Below are 21,251 nucleotides of genomic sequence, written 5' to 3' on the forward strand. Positions count from 1 at the left end.
GCCCCAGGTCTTGGCGATCGCTGAGGCCCTTGAATCGACTTCTGTCACGTTGGAGTCATTCCCTTGTTCGCCATGTTCGCCACCCCGTTGCTCGAGGTCCCGTTGATCGCCGTGCCGTTGGTCGCAGTGCCGTTGGTCGCACTCCTGCCGGCACCTGCCGAATCACCCACGGCTACCAGCGAATTCGAGCGCAGCTCGCCGAGGACGTTCCCGAGCGCCTGCGGTCCGGAGACTGCGACGTCGGGGATCAGGCTCATGAGCGCGGTCGTCAGCGCCGAGTCGGCGTCCGGTAGCGCGCTCGCCATGGTATCGGTGATCGCCGACAGCACCGCGAAGGTCACCTCGGTGCCGTTGTGACTGGCCGCCACCGCATCCGGAGCGGCGTTCGCGGCCGCCGCGACGAGTTCGGGGATCGACAGCGAATGATATCCGTGGCCCGCCTCGTCGAGTGCGGCCCGCGCCTCGGTGTCGGTGGCGATGGAGATGTCGTCGACGAGGACCTGCGGGTTCTCGGCGACCTCCTCGAGCACCCGCAGATACCGTTGCGCATGCAGCTCAACCGAACTCCGGTTGTAGAGATCCTTGGCGTAGATCAGCTGACCCTTCATTGCATCGGAGTCCTTCGTGCCAGGTGTTGCGTGGGGATCGTCGGGGAACAGTGTCAATTGCAGATCGACCTTGGCCGGCACCAGTTGTTCGGACACCGGGGTGATGGTCAGATCGGCCAAATCCACTGTCGGGAAAGCGAAGTTCTGATAGGCGAACATCACCTGATAGATCGGGTGATGGCTGGTCGCCGGCGCCGCCGCAACCGACGACACGATGGAGTCGAAGGGGACGTCGGCGTTGGCCATGTCCGACAGGTCGTCGTGCCGAACCCGCTGGAGTAGCTCGGCGAACTTCTCCTCCTCACGGATCTGGGTACGCAGGGCCAAGGTGTTGACGAACATCCCGATCACGCCGTCCAGCTCGGCCTGCTCGCGACCTGCGAAGGGCGTGCCGATGACGATGTCGCGTTGCGCCGTGAGGCGGCTGAGCAGCACCGCGAACGCCGCATGCATGACCATGAACAGGGTGGCATTGTTCTGGCGGGCAACGGCGTCGAGCCTGCCGACGAGTTCAGCGGGAACCTCGAAGACGATCTCGTCACCGGCGAACGTCGGTACACGCGGCCGCACCCGGTCGGTCGGCAACTCGAGCCTCGCCGGCGCACAGGCCAACCGTCCGGCCCAGTAGTCCAGCTGGCGCGCCGCCTCGGTCCGGCCGTCGGGACCCTGTGTGTCAAGCCAATCATGGTGCCACACAGCATAATCGGCGTACTGCACGGCGAGCGGTTCCCACGCCGGTGCGACACCGCTCACCCGCGCGGTGTACGCGGCCATGAAATCGGTGGCCAGTGGCATCATCGACGCGCCGTCGGCGGCGATGTGGTGCACCACGAAGACCAGGATGTGGTCGTCGGGGGCGACCGCCAGCAGCGCCAGTCGCAGTGGCGGCCCGGCCGTGACGTCGAACCCCCGACCGGTGACCGTCGCGATCTCGGCATCGACATCATCGCGGACGTCGCGCACCGAGCGTTCGATGCGCGTCAGTGCGTCCTCGGGGTCGAGGACGAGTTGTACCGGCTCACCGTCGAGCATCGGATACATCGTCCGCAACGACTCGTGCCGGCTCACCAGGTCCGCGAAGGCGTCATCGACGCTCGCCCGGTCGAGTGCTCCGGACAATCGGAGCGCGATCGCCACGTTGTAAACCGGCGATGCGGGATCGGCGCGATTGACCAGCCACATGCCGCGCTGGACGGCCGACAATGGCGCACTCGCGCCACGCTCGGCTGCGGCCAGCACCGGCCGGTGGTGTGGGGTGTCCATTCCGCGTACGTGCTGTGCGGCCTCGCGAACCGACGGCGCGTCGAACACCGCCGCCAGCGGGACCTTGATTCCGAGATCGGCGGACAATCGCGCGGCAACCTTGGTGGCGCTCAGCGAGTTTCCGCCGAGATCGAAAAACGACTCGGTGACGCTGACCTTCTCGACACCGAGGACCTCGGCGAAGACCGATCCGATGATCCGTTCGGTTTCGGTGCTCGGGCCGACGAACGGGGCGGTGGCCAGCACCGGTTCGGGCAGTGCACGACGGTCGACCTTGCCCGCCGAGTTGAGCGGCATCTGCTCTATCGGCATCCAGATCGTCGGCACCATGAATTCCGGCAGGTGCTCGGCGAGGTGGGCCGCGGCCGTATCGGGTGCCACGGTGTCGGGCGAATAGTAGGCGACCAGGTTCTGACCGGCGGCCAACTCGATCACCGTTGCCGCAGCGTGCACGACACCCGGGACGTTGACCAGCGAGGCCTCGATTTCGCCGAGTTCGAGGCGCTGTCCGCGAAGCTTCACCTGGAAGTCGTTGCGCCCCAGGTAGTCGATGTCGCCCGAGGTGTTCCACCGCGCCAGGTCACCGGTGCGGTAAAGACGCGATCCCGGAGGTCCGAACGGATCCGCCACGAACCGTTCCGCCGTGAGCCTGCCCTGTGCGGCGTATCCACGGGCGAGCTGGACGCCACCAAGGTACAACTCGCCGGGGATACCCACCGGGAGCGGCCGCAGCCGGCGATCGAGGATGAACGTGGTGGTGTTGGCGACGGGTCGCCCGATCGGGATCGCAGTATCGGTGGCGCCGACGTGATACTCGGTGACGTCGACCGCGGCCTCGGTGGGACCGTACAGGTTGTGCAATGCCAGGCCGGGCAGCGCGGACAGCACCGACCGCGCAGTCGGCGCCGCAAGGGCCTCCCCCGAGGTAAACATCAGTCGCAGCGAACTCAATTCGGCCATCCGGGTCGGCCCGGTCACGTCGGCGAACGTCGACATCATCGACGGCACGAAGTGCACCGTGGTGACGCCCTCGGATTCGATCAGCGACGCCAGATACTCCGGGTCGCCATGACGTCCGGGTTCGGCGATGACCAGACTGGCACCGACCATGAACGGCCAGAACAGCTCCCACACCGACACGTCGAAGGTGATGGGCGTCTTCTGCAACACCACATCGGACGTGCTCAGCGGGTAATGCCGTTGCATCCATTCGAGCCGATTGACGATCGCTCGATGGGAGACGGTGACGCCCTTGGGTTTTCCGGTCGATCCGGAAGTGAAGATGGTGTAGGCGGCATGATCGGGCAATAGCGGCGCGATCAGCTCGTCGGTCGTCACCGGGGCGACGGCGTGTTCGATCGGCGCGGAAGCATCCACCCTGTGCACCCAGACGCGGTCGGCGAGGCCGGACACGACGGGCGGGAGCGCACCGGGACCGACGAGCACTGAGCCGACGCCGGCCATCTCGACCATGTACTCGCCGCGGTCGAGCGGGGCGTCGGGATCGATCGGGACGTACTGTCCACCGGCCGTGATCACCGCGTGTAGCGCGACCAACAGCTCGACCGACCTCGGGATGCACACGGCCACAGCCACGTCGGGGCCGACTCCGACACCGATCAGCTCCCTGGCCAGGCTGTTGACGCGGTCGGCGAATTCGCGGTACGACACCCGCCGGCCGTCGTGGACGAGCGCCGTGGCGCGCCGCTCGGACGCCGAGGCCGCCAGCAGCAGGGGCCGGGTGATCTCCTCGGAGTATCCCCTCGACCAGCCCGCGACGACGTCCAATTCCGAATCCGGGAACCAGAACAAGTCGTCGAGCGGCCGGTCCTGCTCCTCATCGAGGGTCGCCGCCATGCGGTCCAGGATGTCGTGCAGGTAGTGGCTGAAGCGCTCGATCGTGCTGTGATCGAAGAGCTCTCGCGAGTAGGAGAACGACAACGAGATCTGCTCGGAGTGGTCGGCAACCGGACCGAACTCGATCACGTTCAGCGAGAGGTCGTACTTGGCGAACGGCGGGCGGGCGTCGATCAACCCCAGTCCCGACTCCGTATCAAGCCGGCCCACCACCTGATCGTGCTGCATGACCAGCTCCACCTGGAACAGCGGCGAGTGCGACCGGGATCGCCGGGCCCCCACCGCATTCACCACCTGTTCGAAGGGCACGTCGCCGTGACCGAGCGCCTGTGCGCGAGTGTGATGAGCCGAGGCGAGGAGGTCGGTGAGACCGTTGGCGGGCTGCACCCGGGTGCGCAGCACCACGGTGTTGACGAACATCCCGACGAGATCGGCCAATTCGGGTTCGTCACGACCGGCGATGGCGGTGCCGATGGCGATGTCCTCGCCACCGCTGAGCCGCGACAGCAGCACCGCGAGCGCCGAGTGGAAGACCGCGAACAAGGTGACGCCGTGATGCGCGGCGAGGGCATGCAGTCGCTCGACGGTTTGTGCGTCGAGCATCGTGTCGACGTAGCCGCCGGCGCCCGTGGGACGCGTGGGCCGCTGGCGGTCGGTCGGCAGCCCGATGAGTTCCGGCATGCCCTGGAGTTCCTTGCGCCAGAAGGCGATTTGACGACCCATCACCGAGTCGGCGTCAGCCTCCTCCCCCAGCACCGAACGCTGCCACACGGCGAAGTCGGCGAACTGCACCGGCAACGACGTCCACTCGGGGGCCTGCCCCTGGGCGCGGGCGGCGTACGCGGTCAACAGGTCGGTGATCAAGGGCCCGAGGGAGGCACCGTCGGCCGCGATGTGGTGTACGACGACGACCAGCACGTGCTCGACGATGCCGCCGGCCGTCTCTCCAGCGGCACTGTCCGCAGAGTCGGACACCGCGAGCAACCGAATTCGCAGCGGCCAGTCCTTGGTGACGTCGAAACCGGTCACCGACAGGTCTGCGATCCGGGCGTCGACTGCTGAAGCGTCGACCGCCTCCACACCGAAAACACCTGCAGCGGTGACGTCGTCGATCTCGCCGATGGACTGGAAGGTCTCGCCGTCGTCATCGGGGAACGTGGTCCGCAGCGGCTCGTGGCGGGACACGAGGTCACCGACGGCGGCGGCGAGGGCGTCCGCGTCGACGTTGCTGCCGAGCCGAACCGCACCCGGGATGTTGTAGGCCCCCGAAGCCGGATCGAGCCGATTGATGAACCAGAGACGTTGCTGGCTCAGCGACAACGGGATGCGCACCGGCCGCTCGACCTGCCCGGGGAGCGGGAGGGCAGCGGCGTCCTGCGTCGGCACCGCTGCGGCGACGATCTCGGCGAGCGTGGCCGCTTCGAACACGTCCGACAACGACACCGACAGCCGCGCCACGCTCCGCAACCGAGAGACGATGCGGGCGGCGGTCAGCGAATCGGCGCCGAGCGCAAAGATGTTGTCGTGCATGCCGATGGGCGTCACGTCCAGGACGTCACCGATCACCGAGGCGACGGCGATCTCCCGCGCGGTGGACGGTGCGATGAAGGCGACTCGCTCATCCCGGGCGAAGCGCGGCGTCGGCAGGGCGCGGCGATCGAGCTTTCCGTTGGCGGTCATCGGTAGCTCGTCGATCAGCATCACGAGGTCGGGGACCATGTAGGTGGGCACTGCCGCCCGTACCGCATCGCGGATCGAGGACTCGTCGAGGCCCGCAGCGGGATCGACAACCGCGTACCCGATCAGTTTGGCGCCACCGGCATTTCGCGCGTCGAGGACCACGGCGGCCGCAGCGGTGACGCCGCCGACAGAGCGCAGAGCGGTCTCGACCTCGCCGAGTTCCACACGGAACCCACGCAATTGCACCTGTGTGTCGGCCCGGCCCAGATACTGGACGTCGTCACCGACGCGGCGGCCGAGATCGCCCGACCGGTACATCCGACGGCCACTGCCGTCGGGGTCGGCGACGAATCGGCTTGCGGTGAGCGCCGCGCGATTGCGGTATCCCAGGGCCAATTGCTCACCGACCACGTAGATTTCACCGATCGCGCCCTCGGGAGTCGGTTGGAGACGGTTGTCGAGGATGCGCACACCCAACGTGGACAACGGTTGTCCGATGAAGCTGCTGCTCTCGCCCCGCACCAACTCGGGATCGAGCGGACGGTAGGTCACGTGCACCGTGGTCTCGGTGATCCCGTACATGTTGACCAGAGCGACGTCGTCACCGAAGGCGTCATACCAGCGCTCGACCTCGTCGAACCGGAGCTCCTCGCCGCCGAACACCATGTACCGCAACGACAACGGGGTCGGTGTGCGTCGACGCGCCTCGGCCAGGACACCGAAAGCCGACGGCGTCAGCGAGGCAACCGTGACGTTCTCGCGCGCGAGCACCTCGAGGAACTCCGCAGGCGCACGCGCGACCTGGCGATCCACGATCACCGCACGCCCCCCGGTGAGGAGCGGACCGAAGATCTCCCAGACCGAGAAGTCGAACGCATAGGAGTGGAACACCGACCACACATCGTCGGCACCGAACTCGAACTGCTCCAGCGCCGCGTCGAACAGTCGAATCACGTTGCGGTGGGTGATCTCGACACCTTTGGGCCGACCGGTCGACCCCGAGGTGTAGATGACGTAGGCGAGGGTGTCGTCGGGCACCACAGGCGGTGGCGGTGCGGCGTTACCCTCGGAGATCAACTGCTCGACCGAGACCACCGGGAACGTTCCGCTCCAGTCCGGTCGTGAGGTTTCGTCGTCGACGATGACGCACGGAGCCGCGTCACCGACGATGAACGAGAGGCGATCGACGGGGTTGCCGGTGTCCAGCGGGAGGTATGCCGCGCCACCGGTGAGCACACCCATGATGGCCGCGACCAGCGTCGTGTGGCGTGCCGTGGCCACGCCCACCAGGTCGCCGGGCCCGACGCCGCGGGCTCGCAGGGCTGCAGCCACCGCGGCCGCTTGCGCCCCGAGTTCGCGATAGGTGACGGTGACGCCGCGCGCGTCGGTGAGTGCAGGTCGATCCGGATGGCGTTGCGCCACCTCGTCGAATCGGGAGACGATCGTCGCCGGCCCAGCGGCTACGTGGGCTGTGGGTTCGGGAAGGGCAGCCAGCATCGCCCGATCGGTGGGCGTCAGCATCTCGATGGCGCCGACCGGCCGATCGAGCGACTCCGGAGACAGGCAGTTCTCGAGGAAGTGCAGGAAGCGAGCGTGGTGGGCGTCGAGTTCGGCCTGGGTGTACAGGCCCGGATTGCCGTGGAGATCGACGACCAGCGGCGCTGAGGGCCCCGACTGATACATGTTGATCAGCAGATCCTCGAGAATTCCCGACGTCAGGATCCGATAGTCGGACTCGGTGCCGTCGATGGCGACCGGCTCGTCGAAGAAGACCATGTTGATCGCCGGGCCGAAGGAGGTCGAACCGGCGTCGAGTCCGGCGTCGCGCCGGATGTCGTCGGACCGGTATCGCTGGTGGCGTAGTGCTCCGGTCAGCTCGAGCTGCGCGGTGGCGATGAGATCGCGGACGGACTTGCCCTGCGGATCGCGCAGCCGGATGGGCACGATGTTGGACACCATGCCGCCCGACCGCTTGATCTTCACGTTGGTGCGCCCGGTGATCGGCAGGCTCATCACGATGTCGTCGTTGGCCGTCACCCGCGACAGGTAGGCGCCGAACGCGGCGGTGAGCAGCACGGCAATCGAGCTGTTCAGCTCCGTGGCCAGGGCTTCCAGGCGGCGTTGCGACGCGGGCTCGAGCTCTTGGCTCGATACGACATTGGCGAACGAGAGAGGCGCCACCGCCGCCGACCGCGTCGAGAGCGTGACCCGCTCGGGGAGGTCGACGACCCGCTCGAGCCAGTGCGCACGATCGGTCTCGCGCCGACTACTGCTCTGGTAGCTCTGCTCGTACTCGACGATCTCGGCCATCGTGGCGAGCTGCTTGTCGTCGGGAACCCGACCGCGCCGGATCGCGTTGTACCGATCGATGGTCCGTCGTACCCCGGTGAGTGCGGCGTAACCGTCCAGAACGATGTGGTGGGCGCGGTTGTAGAAGAACGTTCGTTCGTCACCGACCTGCAGAATTGCGGCAATGACGAATTGGTCGTTGAGCAGGTCGACGGGTCGCTGGTACTCCGCGCGCATCCACGCCAGGGCCGCACCCGCCGGGTCCGGTTCGGCACGGAAGTCGAGGATGTCGACCTGCTGATCGAAATCGAGGTCGACGAACTGCATCGGCACGCCGTCGACCTCGGCGAGGCGGGTGTAGGGCGACTCCAGGTGCTTGCCGACGTGGATGGAGCACTCGGCGAGCAACTCGATGTCGAGACCGCCCGGAGGATGACGGATGTCAAGGTACTGGGCGATGTTGACCGAATAGTCCGATGCCAGCGACTCGGCGAACCACATGCCTCGCTGAGCCGCGGTGAGCGGCAGGTACTGCAGCGGGGTCTCCGCTGCGACCTGCGCTTTCGCGTGATGCTCGGCGATCGCCACCTGTACCGACACCTCTCGTTTCCGACCGTCATCCATCGGGCCGTGAGTCCCGACCTGAATTGCACCGACGATTCACATTTCCACGACACGGACTGAACCTCAAAACCAGCACTTGAGGGCCATTCCTGCGTCGCGCGGAAGAGTGAACCGTGGACGCAGTCCATTCTTTCAATCGCTGGCAATTAGGCACGACGTTACGCGATAAATTGCGCTGGTCGGTGTACACCGAACGGAATCGGACATGTCGAGTCGTACCCGGCATGTCGTGGTACATTCGCAACCTCGAATTTGACATGTCTCCTGTGACATTGCTGTTCACTTCACCGGCGAACTGTGGTTTTCCTGTCATCGGTCTCGCGCCGCCCGCCGATATCCCCGCAAAGCGGGAACAAGCGACAAACCGATGATCACGACGACCCACACAGCCACCTTGACGAGATTCTCGGTGAGCGCGCCGCCCACAGCGAGTGCACGCATCGCCTCGATGGCGGGGGTCATGGGCTGATTGGCGACCACCGGCTGTAACCACGACGGGTAGGCGCTGACCGGGGAGAAGCCTGAATTGAAGAACATCAGCATGCTCGACGCCAGTCCCAGGTACGGCACGATCGGGGCGCCTGGTCGAGCATTGACCGCCAACGCCAGCGTCATCATCGAGAACGCGGCGCCATAGGCCAGCGCGACCACGACCAGCCCGATCGCCGGGCCGACACCTTGCGTGAAGCGGAAGCCGATGAGAAAGCCGGCTCCGAGCAGGATCACGGTCGTGATCAGGATGCGGATCAGCTCGGCGCCGACGCGTGAGGTCAAGTCGGCCGCCCGGTTGATCGGGAGCACGTAGAGACGAGCGAGCAAGCCCGTGGCACGTTCATGGTTGAGCCTGGTTGCCGACGCGATCGAACCGAACATGGCGCCGACCAGAATCACCAGCGGCACGGTGCCGTACGCGCTGTTCTGGCCGGTGGCCGACCCGATCGCATCGCCGAGGACGACCTTGAACATCAACATGCTCAGGGCCGGGAAGATCAGCGATTGCAGCAGAGTCGGAAAGTCCCGCACGAAGACGACGACCTGCCGCCCGGTGAGCGGCACACTTTGCGACCACCACGCGCGAATCGACCTCTCCTCGGGGACGTGGAGAGCAGGAGGGGCGAGATCGTCGAGACGCCGCGACGCTTCGGCGCTCATCCGCGGGACTTTCGGGCACCGAGGTACAACAACACCACGGCTGCGATGAGCAGGCCGACACACCACCCCAGCGAGGGCCGCACGAGCTCCCACGTCGCGGTTCCCGCGTCGAGGCCGCGCATCGAGTCGGCGAACTGCGAGATCGGCTGGTTGCGCACGAACGGCTGGATCCACTCGGGGAACTGGGTCAAGGGCACAAATCCGGTCGACAGCATTCCCAGGATGAGGGTGGGCAGCGTCATCGCCTGACTGGTCGCCTCCGGCGTGCCCGCCAAGAGGCCGATTCCATCGGCCAGCAGGGAAAACAGAACACCGATGGTCGCTGCCAAGGCGAAGAGCCCAACGGTGCCCACTACGCCCCCGTCCGCTCTCCACCCGATGATCAGGCACGCGACAGCCGCACACAGCAGGGACACCGCCAGCAGAACGAGGTTCGTGGCGGTCCGCGCAAGCATGGGTATCGCGGCCGACATGGGCAGAACCCGGAACCGGGTGTTGATACCCTCGGCGCCGTCATTGGCGGCCCGCATGGCCGCGGACGACGCGGCGAAGCCCACCGACTGCAGAACGATGATCGGCATGAGGAACTGGCCGTAATTCATTCCGGGCGCCTCGTTCATGATGCTGCGAAGAGGCAGATAAAAGCAGACCGCCAGGAACGCCGGCGAGATGAAGGCAAAGATCAGCTCACCGTTGCGGAAGACCTTCGAGGTGCCCCGGCAGGTCAGTGCCCACCACTGCTGCAGCGACCGTGGGTGAGGGTCGAGCCTCACACCGGCACCGCCCGGCGGGGTCACCTCCGGCGACGCTGAAATGCCCCCTGAGACCAGGACCGGCACCTCGGAACCTGTACTCATTGCGCAGTTCCTACCCGGCTCACGATGCCGTTCCCGGTCGGTCACGACGCGGATCGGTCAGCGCAAGGAAGACCTCGTCCAACGACGGTCGCCGCATTGCCACATCGGTGAGCTCGATGCCGGCCTCGGTGGTTCTGCGGATCACCTCGACGAGAGTTTCGGGACCGCGTGGCGCGGGAACCGCAACCACGTGGTCGTCGCCGCCACCGCCACCTTCGGGGATCAGATCGGCGAAGAGCCTTCGCAACCTGTCGAGATCCCGTGCGTGGGCCGGGGTCACCTCGCAGTAGGCGGCGCCGATCGACAGTTTGAGCTCGTCCGATGTGCCCTCTGCGATCACCCGCCCCTTGTCGATCACCACGATGTTGTCGGACAGGACGTCGGCTTCTTCGAGGTACTGCGTGGTGAGCAGAATCGTCACACCCGAATCCCGAAGTCGCTCGACGAGGGTCCACACCTCTTGTCTGCTGCGAGGGTCCAGCCCTGTCGTCGGCTCATCGAGGAACACCACCTTGGGTTGCGTCACCAGGCCACACGCGATATCGATCCGCCGACGCATACCGCCGGAGTACTGGCCCACCCGTTTTGCGCCGGCGTCGGTCAACGAGAACATGTCCAGCAGTTCGTCGGCGCGTGCCCGCGCGACCGACTTCGACAGGCCCAACAGTCGCCCGAACAGAACCAGATTCTCGCGGCCGGTCAACGCCTCATCCAGCGCGGCGAACTGTCCCGTCAACATGATCGATCGGCGAACGGCTGAGGCTTGATTGACCACATCGTGTCCGTACACGGTCGCCGTGCCCTTGTCGGGGGTCAGAAGAGTACAGAGCATGTTGACCGTCGTGGTCTTGCCCGCCCCGTTGGGTCCGAGAATCGCGACGATCTGACCCTGCGGCACCGAGAAACTCACATCCTCGACAGCAATCGTGTCCTTGAATCGTTTGTGCAGCCCGGACGCCACGATCGCATAGGACGTTTCGTCCGCCCGCGAGATCCCATCGGCTGCCTTGCCACCGACCGCCGCCCTGCCATCACCCCGATCGGCAGTGATCGTCCCAGGTGGGTGGGGCGTCGATGACCGAGGCGAAGGGATCCCCCGACCGTCGGGATCGCGCACCGGCGGTACGAAAGGCCCTCCCCCGAACGTCCCAGCCGGAATCTCGTGATGCGTGGGCTCCGCCAGTCGCCCCTGAGGTACTCGATCGCCTCGCGGGGGGCCGTATCCGTTGAGTGGTCGTGCGGTCGGCGAGCTCCCCTGCGGCGCGGTCGGCGATCGAACATGAGGATCGGTCAGGTGCAGCTGCGAGTTCTGCGCGGCACTCTGCGCCAGGTCCGGGCGAGATTCCGGGCGAGGTGCAGACGAACCGTTGACCTGGCGACGGGCCGGTGCACCACCCTGCCGAGTGGGTGAGTTACCGTTCGCCGACGTCGTTCCGTTCGAGCCGCCATGCCCTTGCTCCGATGCCACCACACCGGCCGCGCGCTCGGCACGCCAGCGGCGAAGCTGCTGCTCGACAGGGTCCGGCTCGTCGAAGGGATCGACCTCGTCGGCAGGCTTCACGCTCGCATGCCTACGATGCCTCGGCTCACGTGCCGAGACAGACTCCTGGGCTTCGGGCATTGCTTTCCTCTACGTTCGGTGACGCTTTCGGCACAACAGACTGAGGGATTCCGCCGGGGTCGGTTCCGCGAGATCCGACGCCCTCGGATGGCAGCGGGTCCACGATTCAAACTTACGCACAGATCCGCTTCAACACGCTCATCCTCGCCCTAACCTATCGTCGAACGATCGACGAGAGTTACCCCTCCTCCTGTCGGCGGTTGCCGTCATTCACGACGGCGTGGTTCAGAAGGTCCACGTTTTGATCGTTCGATCAAATGCGGACGGATCAAAGGGCCTGTCAACGTCGAGCATCGGCAACCGTTCGGTGCCCAACCAAATCCCACAGTTGAATTCAAGGCAATCCCAAGAAACGTGTACCTTGGCTAACGACGCGACGCCCAAACCAATCGATTTTCGGGAGATCACCGGTGAAGCTTTCCGTCGTTATTCCTGCATTCAACGAGGAATCTCAGTTGCCGGGCTGCCTCGACAGCCTGCTCGCCCAGACCAGAGCGATCGACGAGATCATCGTGGTCGACAACAACTCGACCGACCGGACATCTTCGGTGGTCGCGGACTACGCAGCGCGCCACGCCGCGGTCCGTCGCGAATTCGAGCCGGTCCAGGGTGTTCACGCGGCCCGAAGTCGCGGCCTCGACTCGGCGACATCAGAACTGATAGCCAAGGTCGATGCTGACACACGCGTCGGACCTGACTGGGCCGCACGGGGAGTGGAGTTCCTCGCGGGCCCCCGGGGTCGCGGGTTCTCCGCGCTCACCGGGCCCCTTCTCATGACGGATGCCCCCTTCGAGGAGTTTCAGCGGCGGATGGCCGCACGCAGCTACGGCAAGCTCGCCGAGGGCGGATCGATCGGATCGGTTCACGGGCCCGCCTACATTCTTCGACGCGATGCCTGGCAACAGATCCGCCACCGCTTACACACCGACAAACACGTGTGGGAGGACCTCGACGTCGGTTTGTCCATGGCCGCCTGCGGAATGCGGGTGGCATTCGATCCACGACTTCTGGCCGAAACATCCTGCCGGCGCCTGCGAACGTCGCCATGGCGCAACCGCCACTACATTCTCGGCGGTCGGCGGACGGCGCGCGCGCACGGGCACACCCGGCTCACCGTGATGATGACGCTCGATGCCGTCGTCAAGTTCGCGATGTTCACCTACTTCTGGCTGGTCCTCCGCCCTTGGGACCCGACCACCCGCACGTGGCGGCCACATCGATATCTCACGCCGCTCCCGGCCTGAGATATCGAACCCGCATCGTGCTCCCCGCGACGACCGCCGGTCACGACCGCCTGCTCCTCGGCTCGACACACCCAGCCCATCGCTACCCTCGATCCCATGACCCTCGACAAGACCGGTGCAGAAGCAGACGTCTCCCAGGTTGCCGACACGCAGCGCTACCAGATCAGCGTCGACGAACAGATCGCCGGTTTCACCGCCTATCGCGAACGCGAGCACGACGGTGCGACCGAACGCATCTTCTTCCACACCGAGGTGGACGAGAGGTTCGGCGGACGCGGCCTGGCCACCATCCTCATCGAGCAGGCTCTCACCGACACACGGGCGCAGGGCAAGATCATCGTGGGCGTCTGCCCGATGGTCGCGGCGTTCCTCAAGAAGCACCACGAGTTCGACGCGGACACCCGCCCGGTGCGCGAGGAAACGATCAACTGGCTCCAAGGACAGATCAATTGATCAACTTTTCGCGGATCTGGGGCCCTAAGTCCCTGTCGGTCCCCGCGACTCTCCCCTAGAGTTGGTCCTGTGAGCGGGGGTGGACGACCGCTCACCGCGACGGTTGGGAAGACCCGCCGGCCACCTCTCCGGGCGTGGCACCGCAACCGATCACCGGCCCGTCCGACGCTTGCGTCGGACGGGCCGAGTCGCGTCGGGACCCGTGCCGGCGACCACCGGACATGTCGGACTCGCCCCCTAGACTGACGACGTGGCGTTGATGGTTGGGCAAGAATTCGCGGGATATCGGATCGTCCGGGTACTGGGCGCCGGCGGTATGGGCGAGGTCTACCTGGCCCAACACCCACGACTACCCCGTCTCGACGCCCTCAAGGTGTTGCCGGCGAATCTTTCGTCGGACGAGGCCTTCCGCCGTCGGTTCACCCGAGAAGCCGATCTCGCCGTGCGGCTCGACCATCCGAACGTCGTCAACGTCTACGACCGCGGAGAGAACGACGGCCAGCTCTGGATCACCATGCGATATGTCGAAGGCCTCGACGCCGCCGCGCTGTTGTCGGCACATCCGGGCGGTCTGCCTACCGATGAGGTCGTGCACATTGTGTCCGCGGTGGCCGACGCACTCGACCACGCGCACTCCCAGAACCTGCTACATCGCGACGTCAAACCCGCCAACATCCTGCTCACCGAGACCACCGGACCGTCCGGGAATCGCCGCGTCCTGCTCGCCGACTTCGGCATCGCGCGCCCCATCCTCGACGACACCCGCCTGACCGCCACGAACCTCACCGTCGGGTCGTTCGCCTACTCCTCACCCGAGCAGCTTGCCGCCGAGAAGCTCGACGGTCGCGCCGACCAGTACTCACTCGCCTGCACCGCTTACCAGCTACTCAGCGGCTCAACACCTTTCGCGAACACGAATGCGGCGGCACTGATCCGTCAGCACTTGACCGAGACCCCACCGGCGATCACCACCCGCCGACGCGATCTGTCTCCGCGCGTCGACCAGGTCCTTCACCGTGCGCTCGAGAAGGATCCGAATCACCGGTATCGGACCTGCACGGAATTCGCGACCGAACTCACCGCAGCACTCGCAGCACATCCGGCCGCACCCACCGTCGCACCTCCACCCGATCCCTCCACCGTCGGCCATCAGCGCACGCAAAGTGCTCCGGCCTCGTATCCACAACCTGCCGTCGAACTGAGGAAGCCCGGTCCGTCCCCAGGTGGTGCGCCCCAACCCGGTCAGACCTCACTTCCCCCGATCTCGCCAGGCGTGACACCGCCGCCGCACACGACGCACGGAACTGCGCAACGGTCGAATCCGGTCGTGTCATATCAGGCACACGGCGGTCCACAGAACCAACATCGGCAACCATCGGGATACCCGTCGCCACCTGACCCCAAAGCCAAGAGTTACGCCCTGTGGTCGATGATCTGTGCGGTGCTGTCGTTCCCCGGCGTCTGCTTGGTCGTCGTCGGATTCGCCGCGGCTGCTCTGGCGGTGTTTTTCGGACTCTCCAGCCTCAAGATCGCCAAGGCGCGCGCCGACGTGCCGCCTGCACAGCACAATCGCGGCCTGGCCATCGCCGGACTCGTCGTGGCCGGTCTCGGCCTCGTGTGGAATATCGCCGTCCTCATCGCGGCCCTCGCACCCAGCAATCTGTGATCCGGTGGGATTTCGGGGTTTCTTGGAAACGTCTGCGCCGAAATCCTGCTTTCACGGCTTCGCAAATCACCCGTCGCTCTTCCGGCTATGATTTCCCGCATGTCCGCGATCTCTGCGATCCAGACCGAAACTCTCGACATCCTCCGGACGGTGATTCCCGCTGGCAGCACGGTCGCCCTCCTCGATTTCCCCAACCACGCCAACGCCGGAGACGTCCTCATCTATCGAGGTGAACTCGCCTATCTCGAGCTGCTGGGGTGCGAGATCGCCTACACGGCAACCTTCAACACCTATGACAAAGGCGCACTGGCTTCCGCCGTCTCCACGGGGCCGATCCTCCTTCATGGTGGAGGCAACTTCGGTGACAGGTACCCGATTTACCAGCCATTTCGGGAACGCGTGATCGGCGAGAATCGCGACCGGCCGATCATCGGTCTACCGCAGACATTCGAATACAGCGATCGCAATGCTCTGACCCACACCCAGCAGGTGTACGGCGAACATCCCGACCTGACCTTGCTGATTCGCGATCGCAGCGCTCTACAGCGACTCACCGAACTTTTTCCCGCGAACCAGGTCCGCTATTGCCCGGACACCGCCCTCGGAACCGGGCGCATCGACCCCGCCCGCGATCCCGACCACGACGTTGTCTTCCTCAAACGGACCGACGGCGAGTCGGCGTACTCCGTCGATGACATCCCGCAGGGCTTGATCGATGAGGCGTTCACCCATGACTGGCGCATGGAGTGGTTCGGATACGACCTCAGATGGTGGCCGCAGTCGCTCGCGATAGTGACTCTGAGTACGGTCCCGGTGTTCCGGCGTCGGATTCACCGGTGGGCGAAGCGAGCCTTCGACCGCCAGTCCGAACTGATCGTGCGCTCGGCAGTCGATGCCCTCTCACGCGGTCGTGTCGTCCTCACCGACCGACTCCACGGCGCAGTCCTCGGTGTTCTGCTCGAGAAGCCGGTGGTCATGGTCGACAACGCCAACAGCAAGTTGTCCGCGGCGTTCCGCGATTACCTGGCCACCTTCGGTCACGTTGCCCTTGCCCGCGACTTCCACGAAGGCTATGACGTCGCCAAATCGATGGTTTCCGCGTTGTGACTCGGGTCGCGCGACGTAGTAGGCGTGCCGGCGCCAAACCCCGACTCGAGGTCCGTCCCGACTCCCCGGCCACCACGCGCATCTCCGCAACAATCCAGGCTCCCGATGGCACGACGATGATTGTCGCCACCGAGTCGTCGCACCCGTTGGACAGCTCGGCGACGCCGTGGCTGGCGCCCGCGGTCCCGACGGCGATGTGGCTGTCCGCCGATCTCACCATCGAGGGCGCGGTCGATCCTGTAGCCCTTGAGAACGCGGGCAAAGCCCAGCGAGTGCTCGCCGAGTGGTATCCACGGCACCTCGCACCCGCCGACATTCACGCCGGCCAGGGGCCGACCGCGCCCCGCGCGGATGGCGTCGGGTGCTTTTTCAGCGGAGGTGTGGACAGCTTCTATTCCGCCCTCACCCACCTGGACCGACTCACTCACCTCGTCTTCGTCCTGGGCTTCGACATCATGAATGACGAAGCACTGGCGACTCAGGCGTTGGATTCGGCGCGATCAGCAGCAGCCGAACTCGGCAAACCTCTCATAGAGGTGCGCACCACCCTACGGAGCGCGTTCGGTGACGTCGCTCGCGTGCCATGGGGATGGATCTTCCACGGCCCCGCCTTGGCGCACGTGGCCACCGCGCTCTCGCCAGTGCTCGGTACGGTCATCGTCCCGTCGTCGTACTCGACGGGCAACATGCACCGATGGGGTTCTCACCCAGAGCTCGACTCGCTGTGGTCGACCTCTGCGGTGACACTGGAACACGACGCCACTGACGTGACCAGGTTCGAGAAGGTCCGCGCGATCAGCCGATCGGCCACCGCCATGAAGAATCTCCGCGTGTGCTGGGAGAACCGCGACGGCCGTTTCAACTGTGGTCGCTGTTCGAAATGCCTGCGCACCAAGCTGGAGTTGCTGGTGGCGGAGGCAGATTGCGCGACATTGTCCCAACGCCCTCGCGCCGAGCAGGTACGTCGTATGCGCACCGATTCGGGCGAGCGGTTCTTCCTCCAACAGGTTCTCGACGAGCTACACAGTGGGAACATCGACGACCCCGAACTCGAACGGGCCATCAGGTATGCGATCAGATGGGGCCCCATCCTGCAATTCGTTCCCGAGCGCTGATGCACGAACGGCCCGCTCCCCTGAGGGAACGGGCCGCTTCGCGTGAATCCTGTTGCGAGAACGCCTTACTTGGCCTTCTCCAGCACCTCGACGAGTCGCCAATGCTTGGTCGCCGACAGCGGGCGGGTCTCCATGATCCGCACACGGTCGCCGACGCCGGCATCGCCGTTCTCGTCGTGGGCCTTGACCTTGCTCGTGGTCCGGATGATCTTGCCGTACAGCGCGTGACGCTTACGGTCTTCCAGCTCGACCACGATGGTCTTCTGCATCTTGTCGCTGACGACGTAACCGATCCGCTCCTTGCGGCGGTTACGCTCGGCGGTCGCCGATGCTTCTTGGGTTTCGGTCACCTTCTGGTCCTCACTCATGCGTCATCACCATCCGGTCCCGACGCCAGACCGAGCTCGCGCTCCCGCATCACGGTGTAGATGCGCGCGATCTCGCGACGCACCGTCCGCAGACGCCGGTTGTTGTCGAGCTGACCGGTGGCCATCTGGAACCGAAGGTTGAAGAGCTCTTCCTTCGACTCTTTCAAGCGGTCGACCAGATCGGTGTCACTGAGGTCACGCAGCTCGGCTGCGGCAACTCCGAGTCCCATCAGAACTGCTCCTCTCTGGTCACGATTCGGGTCTTGATCGGGAGCTTGTGCTGCGCGCGGCGCAGGGCCTCGCGAGCGATCTCCTCGTTCGGGTAGGTCATCTCGAACAGCACGCGACCCGGCTTGACCGGGGCGACCCACCACTCGGGAGAACCCTTACCCGAACCCATGCGGGTTTCGGCCGGCTTCTTGGTGAGCGGACGGTCCGGGAAGATGTTGATCCAGACCTTGCCGCCACGCTTGATGTGCCGGTTGATGGCGATACGAGCGGACTCGATCTGACGGTTGGTGATGTAGGCGCCTTCCAGAGCCTGGATGCCGAAATCACCGAACGTCACCTTGGTACCGCCCGACGCCTGACCCTTCAGGCTCGGGTGATGCTGCTTGCGGTGCTTGACCCGCCGTGGGATCAACATTGCCTAGCCCTCCTGCTTCTCTGCACCGGCTGCTGCCGTCGCCTCAGCGGGAGCCTCGGCAGCGCGACCGGCGTCGGTGCTCGTGGCCGTGGTGCCCGAGGCACCGCTGCGGCGGGGACGGCTCGGCCGACGCGGACGACGGTCCTCGGCAGCCGGCGCGGCTGCGGACAGCTCACGCTTGCCACCGACGATGTCGCCCTTGTAGATCCACACCTTCACGCCGATCCGGCCGAAGGTGGTCTTGGCCTCATGCAAGCCGTAGTCGATGTCGGCGCGCAGGGTGTGCAGGGGCACACGGCCTTCGCGGTAGAACTCGCTGCGGCTCATCTCCGCGCCGCCCAGGCGACCCGAGCACTGCACCCGGATGCCCTTGACGTTGGGCTGACGCATCGCCGACTGGATGGCCTTGCGCATCGCGCGACGGAACGCCACACGGTTGCTCAGCTGCTCGGCGACACCCTGGGCCACCAGCTGGGCCTCGGACTCAGGGTTCTTGACCTCGAGGATGTTCAGCTGGACCTGCTTGCCGGTCAGCTTCTCCAGCTCGCCGCGGATGCGATCGGCCTCGGCGCCGCGGCGGCCGATGACGATGCCCGGGCGGGCGGTGTGGATGTCGACGCGAACCCGGTCACGGGTGCGCTCGATCTCCACCTTGGCGATGCCGGCGCGCTCGAGCCCCTGCGAGAGGAGCTTGCGGATGGCGACATCCTCTTTCACGTACTCCGCGTACTGCTTGTCGGCGTACCACCGGCTGTTCCAGTCGGTGGTGATGCCCAGACGGAAGCCGTGCGGGTTGATTTTCTGGCCCACTACTAGGCTCCCTTCTTCTTCGGCTGACGCGAACGACCGCGACCGCCGGCGGCGGCCTTCTCCGGCAGGCTCTCCACGACCACGGTGATGTGGCTGGTGCGCTTGCGGATACGGAACGCGCGACCCTGCGCACGCGGCTGGAACCGCTTCATGGTCGGGCCCTCGTCGGCGTAAGCCGTGGCGACGACCAGGCTCCGGCGATCGAGGTCCTGGTTGTTCTCGGCGTTGGCGACCGCACTGGCGAGCACCTTGTACACGGGCTCCGACGCCGACTGCGGGGCGAACCGCAGGATGTCGAGGGCCTCGTCGACGTTCTTGCCGCGGATCAGGTCGAGCACGCGACGTGCCTTCATCGGCGTCACGCGCACGAACTTGGCCGTGGCCTTCGCGGTGGGATTATCGGTCTGCGTAGTCATTACCGGCGCTTCGCTTTCCGGTCATCCTTGATGTGACCCTTGAAGGTACGGGTGGGGGCGAACTCGCCCAACTTGTGCCCGACCATGTTGTCCGAGACGAACACCGGGACATGCTTGCGCCCGTCGTGGACGGCGAAGGTGTGTCCGATGAAGTCGGGGATGATGGTCGAACGGCGCGACCAGGTCTTGATGACCTGCTTGGTGCCCTTCTCGTTCTGTGCGTCGACCTTGGCAAGCAGGTGGTCGTCGACGAACGGGCCCTTCTTGAGGCTGCGTGGCATTCTCTAACTCCCTCCTGTGCTTATCGCTTGTTCTTGCCGGTACGACGGCGACGGACGATCAGCTTGTCGCTCGCCTTGTTCTTGCGGGTGCGGCCTTCCGGCTGACCCCACGGGCTGACCGGGTGACGACCACCCGAGGTCTTGCCCTCGCCACCACCGTGCGGGTGGTCGACCGGGTTCATGACCACACCACGGACGGTCGGGCGCTTGCCCTTCCACCGCATGCGGCCGGCCTTGCCCCAGTTGATGTTGCTCTGCTCGGCGTTGCCGACCTCGCCGACGGTGGCGCGGCAGCGCACGTCGACGCGACGGATCTCACCGGACGGCATACGCAGGGTCGCGTACGCGCCCTCCTTGCCGAGCAGCTGAATCGACGCACCGGCCGAGCGGGCCATCTTCGCGCCGCCGCCCGGGCGCAGCTCGACGGCGTGCACCTGGGTACCGGTCGGGATGTTGCGCAGCGGCAGGTTGTTGCCGGGCTTGATGTCGGCGGTCGGACCGCTTTCCACCACGTCGCCCTGCTTGAGGTTCTTAGGCGCGATGATGTAGCGCTTCTCGCCGTCGACGTAGTGCAGCAACGCAATCCGCGCGGTGCGGTTCGGGTCGTACTCGATATGTGCGACCTTGGCGTTGACGCCGTCCTTGTCGTTACGACGGAAGTCGATCAGACGGTAGGCACGCTTGTGACCGCCACCCTTGTGACGAGTGGTGATGCGACCGTGCGCGTTACGACCGCCGCGTCCGTGGAGCGGGCGGACCAACGACTTCTCCGGATGGTCACGGGTGATCTCGGCGAAATCCGAGCCGGACGACCCGCGACGACCGGGTGTCGTCGGCTTGTATTTACGAATAGCCATGTGAAAGTCCCTCTATTCCAAGAGTCCCGGTCAGCTGACCGAGCCTCCGAAGATCTCGATGGGCTTGCTGTCGGCGGTCAGCGTCACGAACGCGCGCTTGGTGGAGCGGCGCTGGCCGTAGCCGAAGCGGGTCCGCTTGCGCTTGCCCTGCCGGTTCGCGGTGTTGACGCTGTCGACGGTCACGTCGAAGATCTGCTCGACGGCGATCTTGATCTGCGTCTTGTTGGAGTCCGGGTGCACCAGGAAGGTGTACACGTTCTCCTCCATGAGCCCGTAGGACTTCTCCGAGATCACCGGCGCCAGGATGATGTCGCGCGGGTTGGCCTGGATAGCCATG

At 65.6% G+C, this 21,251-nt stretch carries 18 protein-coding genes (1 of these 18 cut by a window edge); 5 read left to right on the forward strand and 13 right to left on the reverse strand.

Going from position 1 to position 21,251, the window contains the following annotated elements; translation table 11 throughout:
* The 5 genes from J6U32_RS22180 to J6U32_RS27555 all read right to left on the reverse strand — a co-directional run.
* Positions 1-48: the 5' end (the start) of a non-ribosomal peptide synthase/polyketide synthase gene (locus tag J6U32_RS22180; protein WP_208792163.1), read on the reverse strand. 40,170 nt of this gene lie to the left of the window's left edge; the window shows 48 of its 40,218 coding nt (coding positions 1-48); it begins with the start codon at positions 46-48; its stop codon lies beyond the left edge, outside the window.
* The gene (locus J6U32_RS22185; RefSeq protein WP_244332277.1) at positions 45-8,321 is read right to left on the reverse strand and encodes an amino acid adenylation domain-containing protein; all 8,277 of its coding nucleotides are present in this window, start codon (positions 8,319-8,321) and stop codon (positions 45-47) included. The genes J6U32_RS22180 and J6U32_RS22185 overlap by 4 nt, the downstream gene beginning before the upstream one ends.
* A 309-nt stretch (positions 8,322-8,630) precedes the next feature.
* A complete protein-coding gene (locus tag J6U32_RS22190; RefSeq protein ID WP_208792164.1) occupies positions 8,631-9,473 on the reverse strand; it encodes an ABC transporter permease in 843 nt (280 codons plus the stop codon).
* Positions 9,470-10,330 (reverse strand): ABC transporter permease, encoded by an 861-nt coding sequence (locus J6U32_RS22195; RefSeq protein WP_208792165.1) that lies wholly within the window; start codon positions 10,328-10,330, stop codon positions 9,470-9,472. The genes J6U32_RS22190 and J6U32_RS22195 overlap by 4 nt, the downstream gene beginning before the upstream one ends.
* A 19-nt stretch (positions 10,331-10,349) precedes the next feature.
* Positions 10,350-11,951: an ATP-binding cassette domain-containing protein gene (locus J6U32_RS27555; RefSeq protein ID WP_244332279.1), complete on the reverse strand. Its 1,602-nt coding sequence runs from the start codon at positions 11,949-11,951 to the stop codon at positions 10,350-10,352.
* A gap of 410 nt (positions 11,952-12,361) precedes the next feature.
* On the opposite strand from J6U32_RS27555, the gene J6U32_RS22205 reads away from it, so the two are divergent.
* The 5 genes from J6U32_RS22205 to J6U32_RS22225 all read left to right on the forward strand — a co-directional run bounded on the left by J6U32_RS22205 (position 12,362) and on the right by J6U32_RS22225 (position 17,536).
* Positions 12,362-13,195 (forward strand): glycosyltransferase family 2 protein, encoded by an 834-nt coding sequence (locus tag J6U32_RS22205; protein ID WP_208792167.1) that lies wholly within the window; start codon positions 12,362-12,364, stop codon positions 13,193-13,195.
* A gap of 96 nt (positions 13,196-13,291) precedes the next feature.
* Positions 13,292-13,648, forward strand: a complete 357-nt coding sequence (locus J6U32_RS22210) for a GNAT family N-acetyltransferase (RefSeq protein ID WP_208792168.1) — start codon at positions 13,292-13,294, stop codon at positions 13,646-13,648.
* Between the two features lie 259 nt (positions 13,649-13,907).
* Positions 13,908-15,314, forward strand: a complete 1,407-nt coding sequence (locus tag J6U32_RS22215) for a serine/threonine-protein kinase (protein ID WP_208796276.1) — start codon at positions 13,908-13,910, stop codon at positions 15,312-15,314.
* 99 nt (positions 15,315-15,413) lie between these two features.
* Positions 15,414-16,421, forward strand: coding sequence for a polysaccharide pyruvyl transferase family protein (locus J6U32_RS22220; protein WP_244332281.1), 1,008 nt, complete (start codon positions 15,414-15,416; stop codon positions 16,419-16,421).
* Entirely contained in the window at positions 16,418-17,536 is a 1,119-nt protein-coding gene (locus tag J6U32_RS22225; protein WP_244332283.1) for a hypothetical protein, read from the forward strand. Before J6U32_RS22220 ends, J6U32_RS22225 begins: the two co-directional genes overlap by 4 nt.
* 65 nt (positions 17,537-17,601) lie before the next feature.
* Here the strand turns inward: J6U32_RS22225 and rpsQ are convergent, their stop codons facing one another.
* From rpsQ to rplW, 8 genes are read right to left on the reverse strand one after another with little or no spacing between them, the layout of a single operon-like run.
* The gene (gene rpsQ / locus J6U32_RS22230) at positions 17,602-17,904 is read right to left on the reverse strand and encodes a 30S ribosomal protein S17 (protein ID WP_006367920.1); all 303 of its coding nucleotides are present in this window, start codon (positions 17,902-17,904) and stop codon (positions 17,602-17,604) included.
* Positions 17,901-18,134 (reverse strand): 50S ribosomal protein L29, encoded by a 234-nt coding sequence (gene rpmC, locus J6U32_RS22235; protein WP_006367919.1) that lies wholly within the window; start codon positions 18,132-18,134, stop codon positions 17,901-17,903. The genes rpsQ and rpmC overlap by 4 nt, the downstream gene beginning before the upstream one ends.
* Entirely contained in the window at positions 18,134-18,550 is a 417-nt protein-coding gene (gene rplP, locus J6U32_RS22240) for a 50S ribosomal protein L16 (RefSeq protein ID WP_006367918.1), read from the reverse strand. The genes rpmC and rplP overlap by 1 nt, the downstream gene beginning before the upstream one ends.
* Before the next feature lie 3 nt (positions 18,551-18,553).
* On the reverse strand, positions 18,554-19,360 hold the full coding sequence (rpsC, locus tag J6U32_RS22245) for a 30S ribosomal protein S3 (protein ID WP_006367917.1): 807 nt from the start codon (positions 19,358-19,360) through the stop codon (positions 18,554-18,556).
* Positions 19,361-19,362: 2 nt separating this feature from the next.
* Positions 19,363-19,776, reverse strand: coding sequence for a 50S ribosomal protein L22 (gene rplV / locus J6U32_RS22250; RefSeq protein ID WP_006367916.1), 414 nt, complete (start codon positions 19,774-19,776; stop codon positions 19,363-19,365).
* On the reverse strand, positions 19,776-20,057 hold the full coding sequence (gene rpsS / locus J6U32_RS22255; RefSeq protein ID WP_006367915.1) for a 30S ribosomal protein S19: 282 nt from the start codon (positions 20,055-20,057) through the stop codon (positions 19,776-19,778). Before rpsS ends, rplV begins: the two co-directional genes overlap by 1 nt.
* Positions 20,058-20,077: 20 nt before the next feature.
* Complete coding sequence (rplB, locus tag J6U32_RS22260) at positions 20,078-20,914, reverse strand: 50S ribosomal protein L2 (protein ID WP_006367914.1); 837 nt, start codon at positions 20,912-20,914, stop codon at positions 20,078-20,080.
* Positions 20,915-20,944: 30 nt separating this feature from the next.
* On the reverse strand, positions 20,945-21,250 hold the full coding sequence (rplW, locus tag J6U32_RS22265) for a 50S ribosomal protein L23 (protein ID WP_006367913.1): 306 nt from the start codon (positions 21,248-21,250) through the stop codon (positions 20,945-20,947).
* Between the last annotated feature and the right edge of the window lies 1 nt (position 21,251).

Source organism: Gordonia polyisoprenivorans (assembly GCF_017654315.1).
In the GTDB taxonomy this organism is placed as follows: Bacteria; Actinomycetota; Actinomycetes; order Mycobacteriales; family Mycobacteriaceae; genus Gordonia; species Gordonia polyisoprenivorans_A.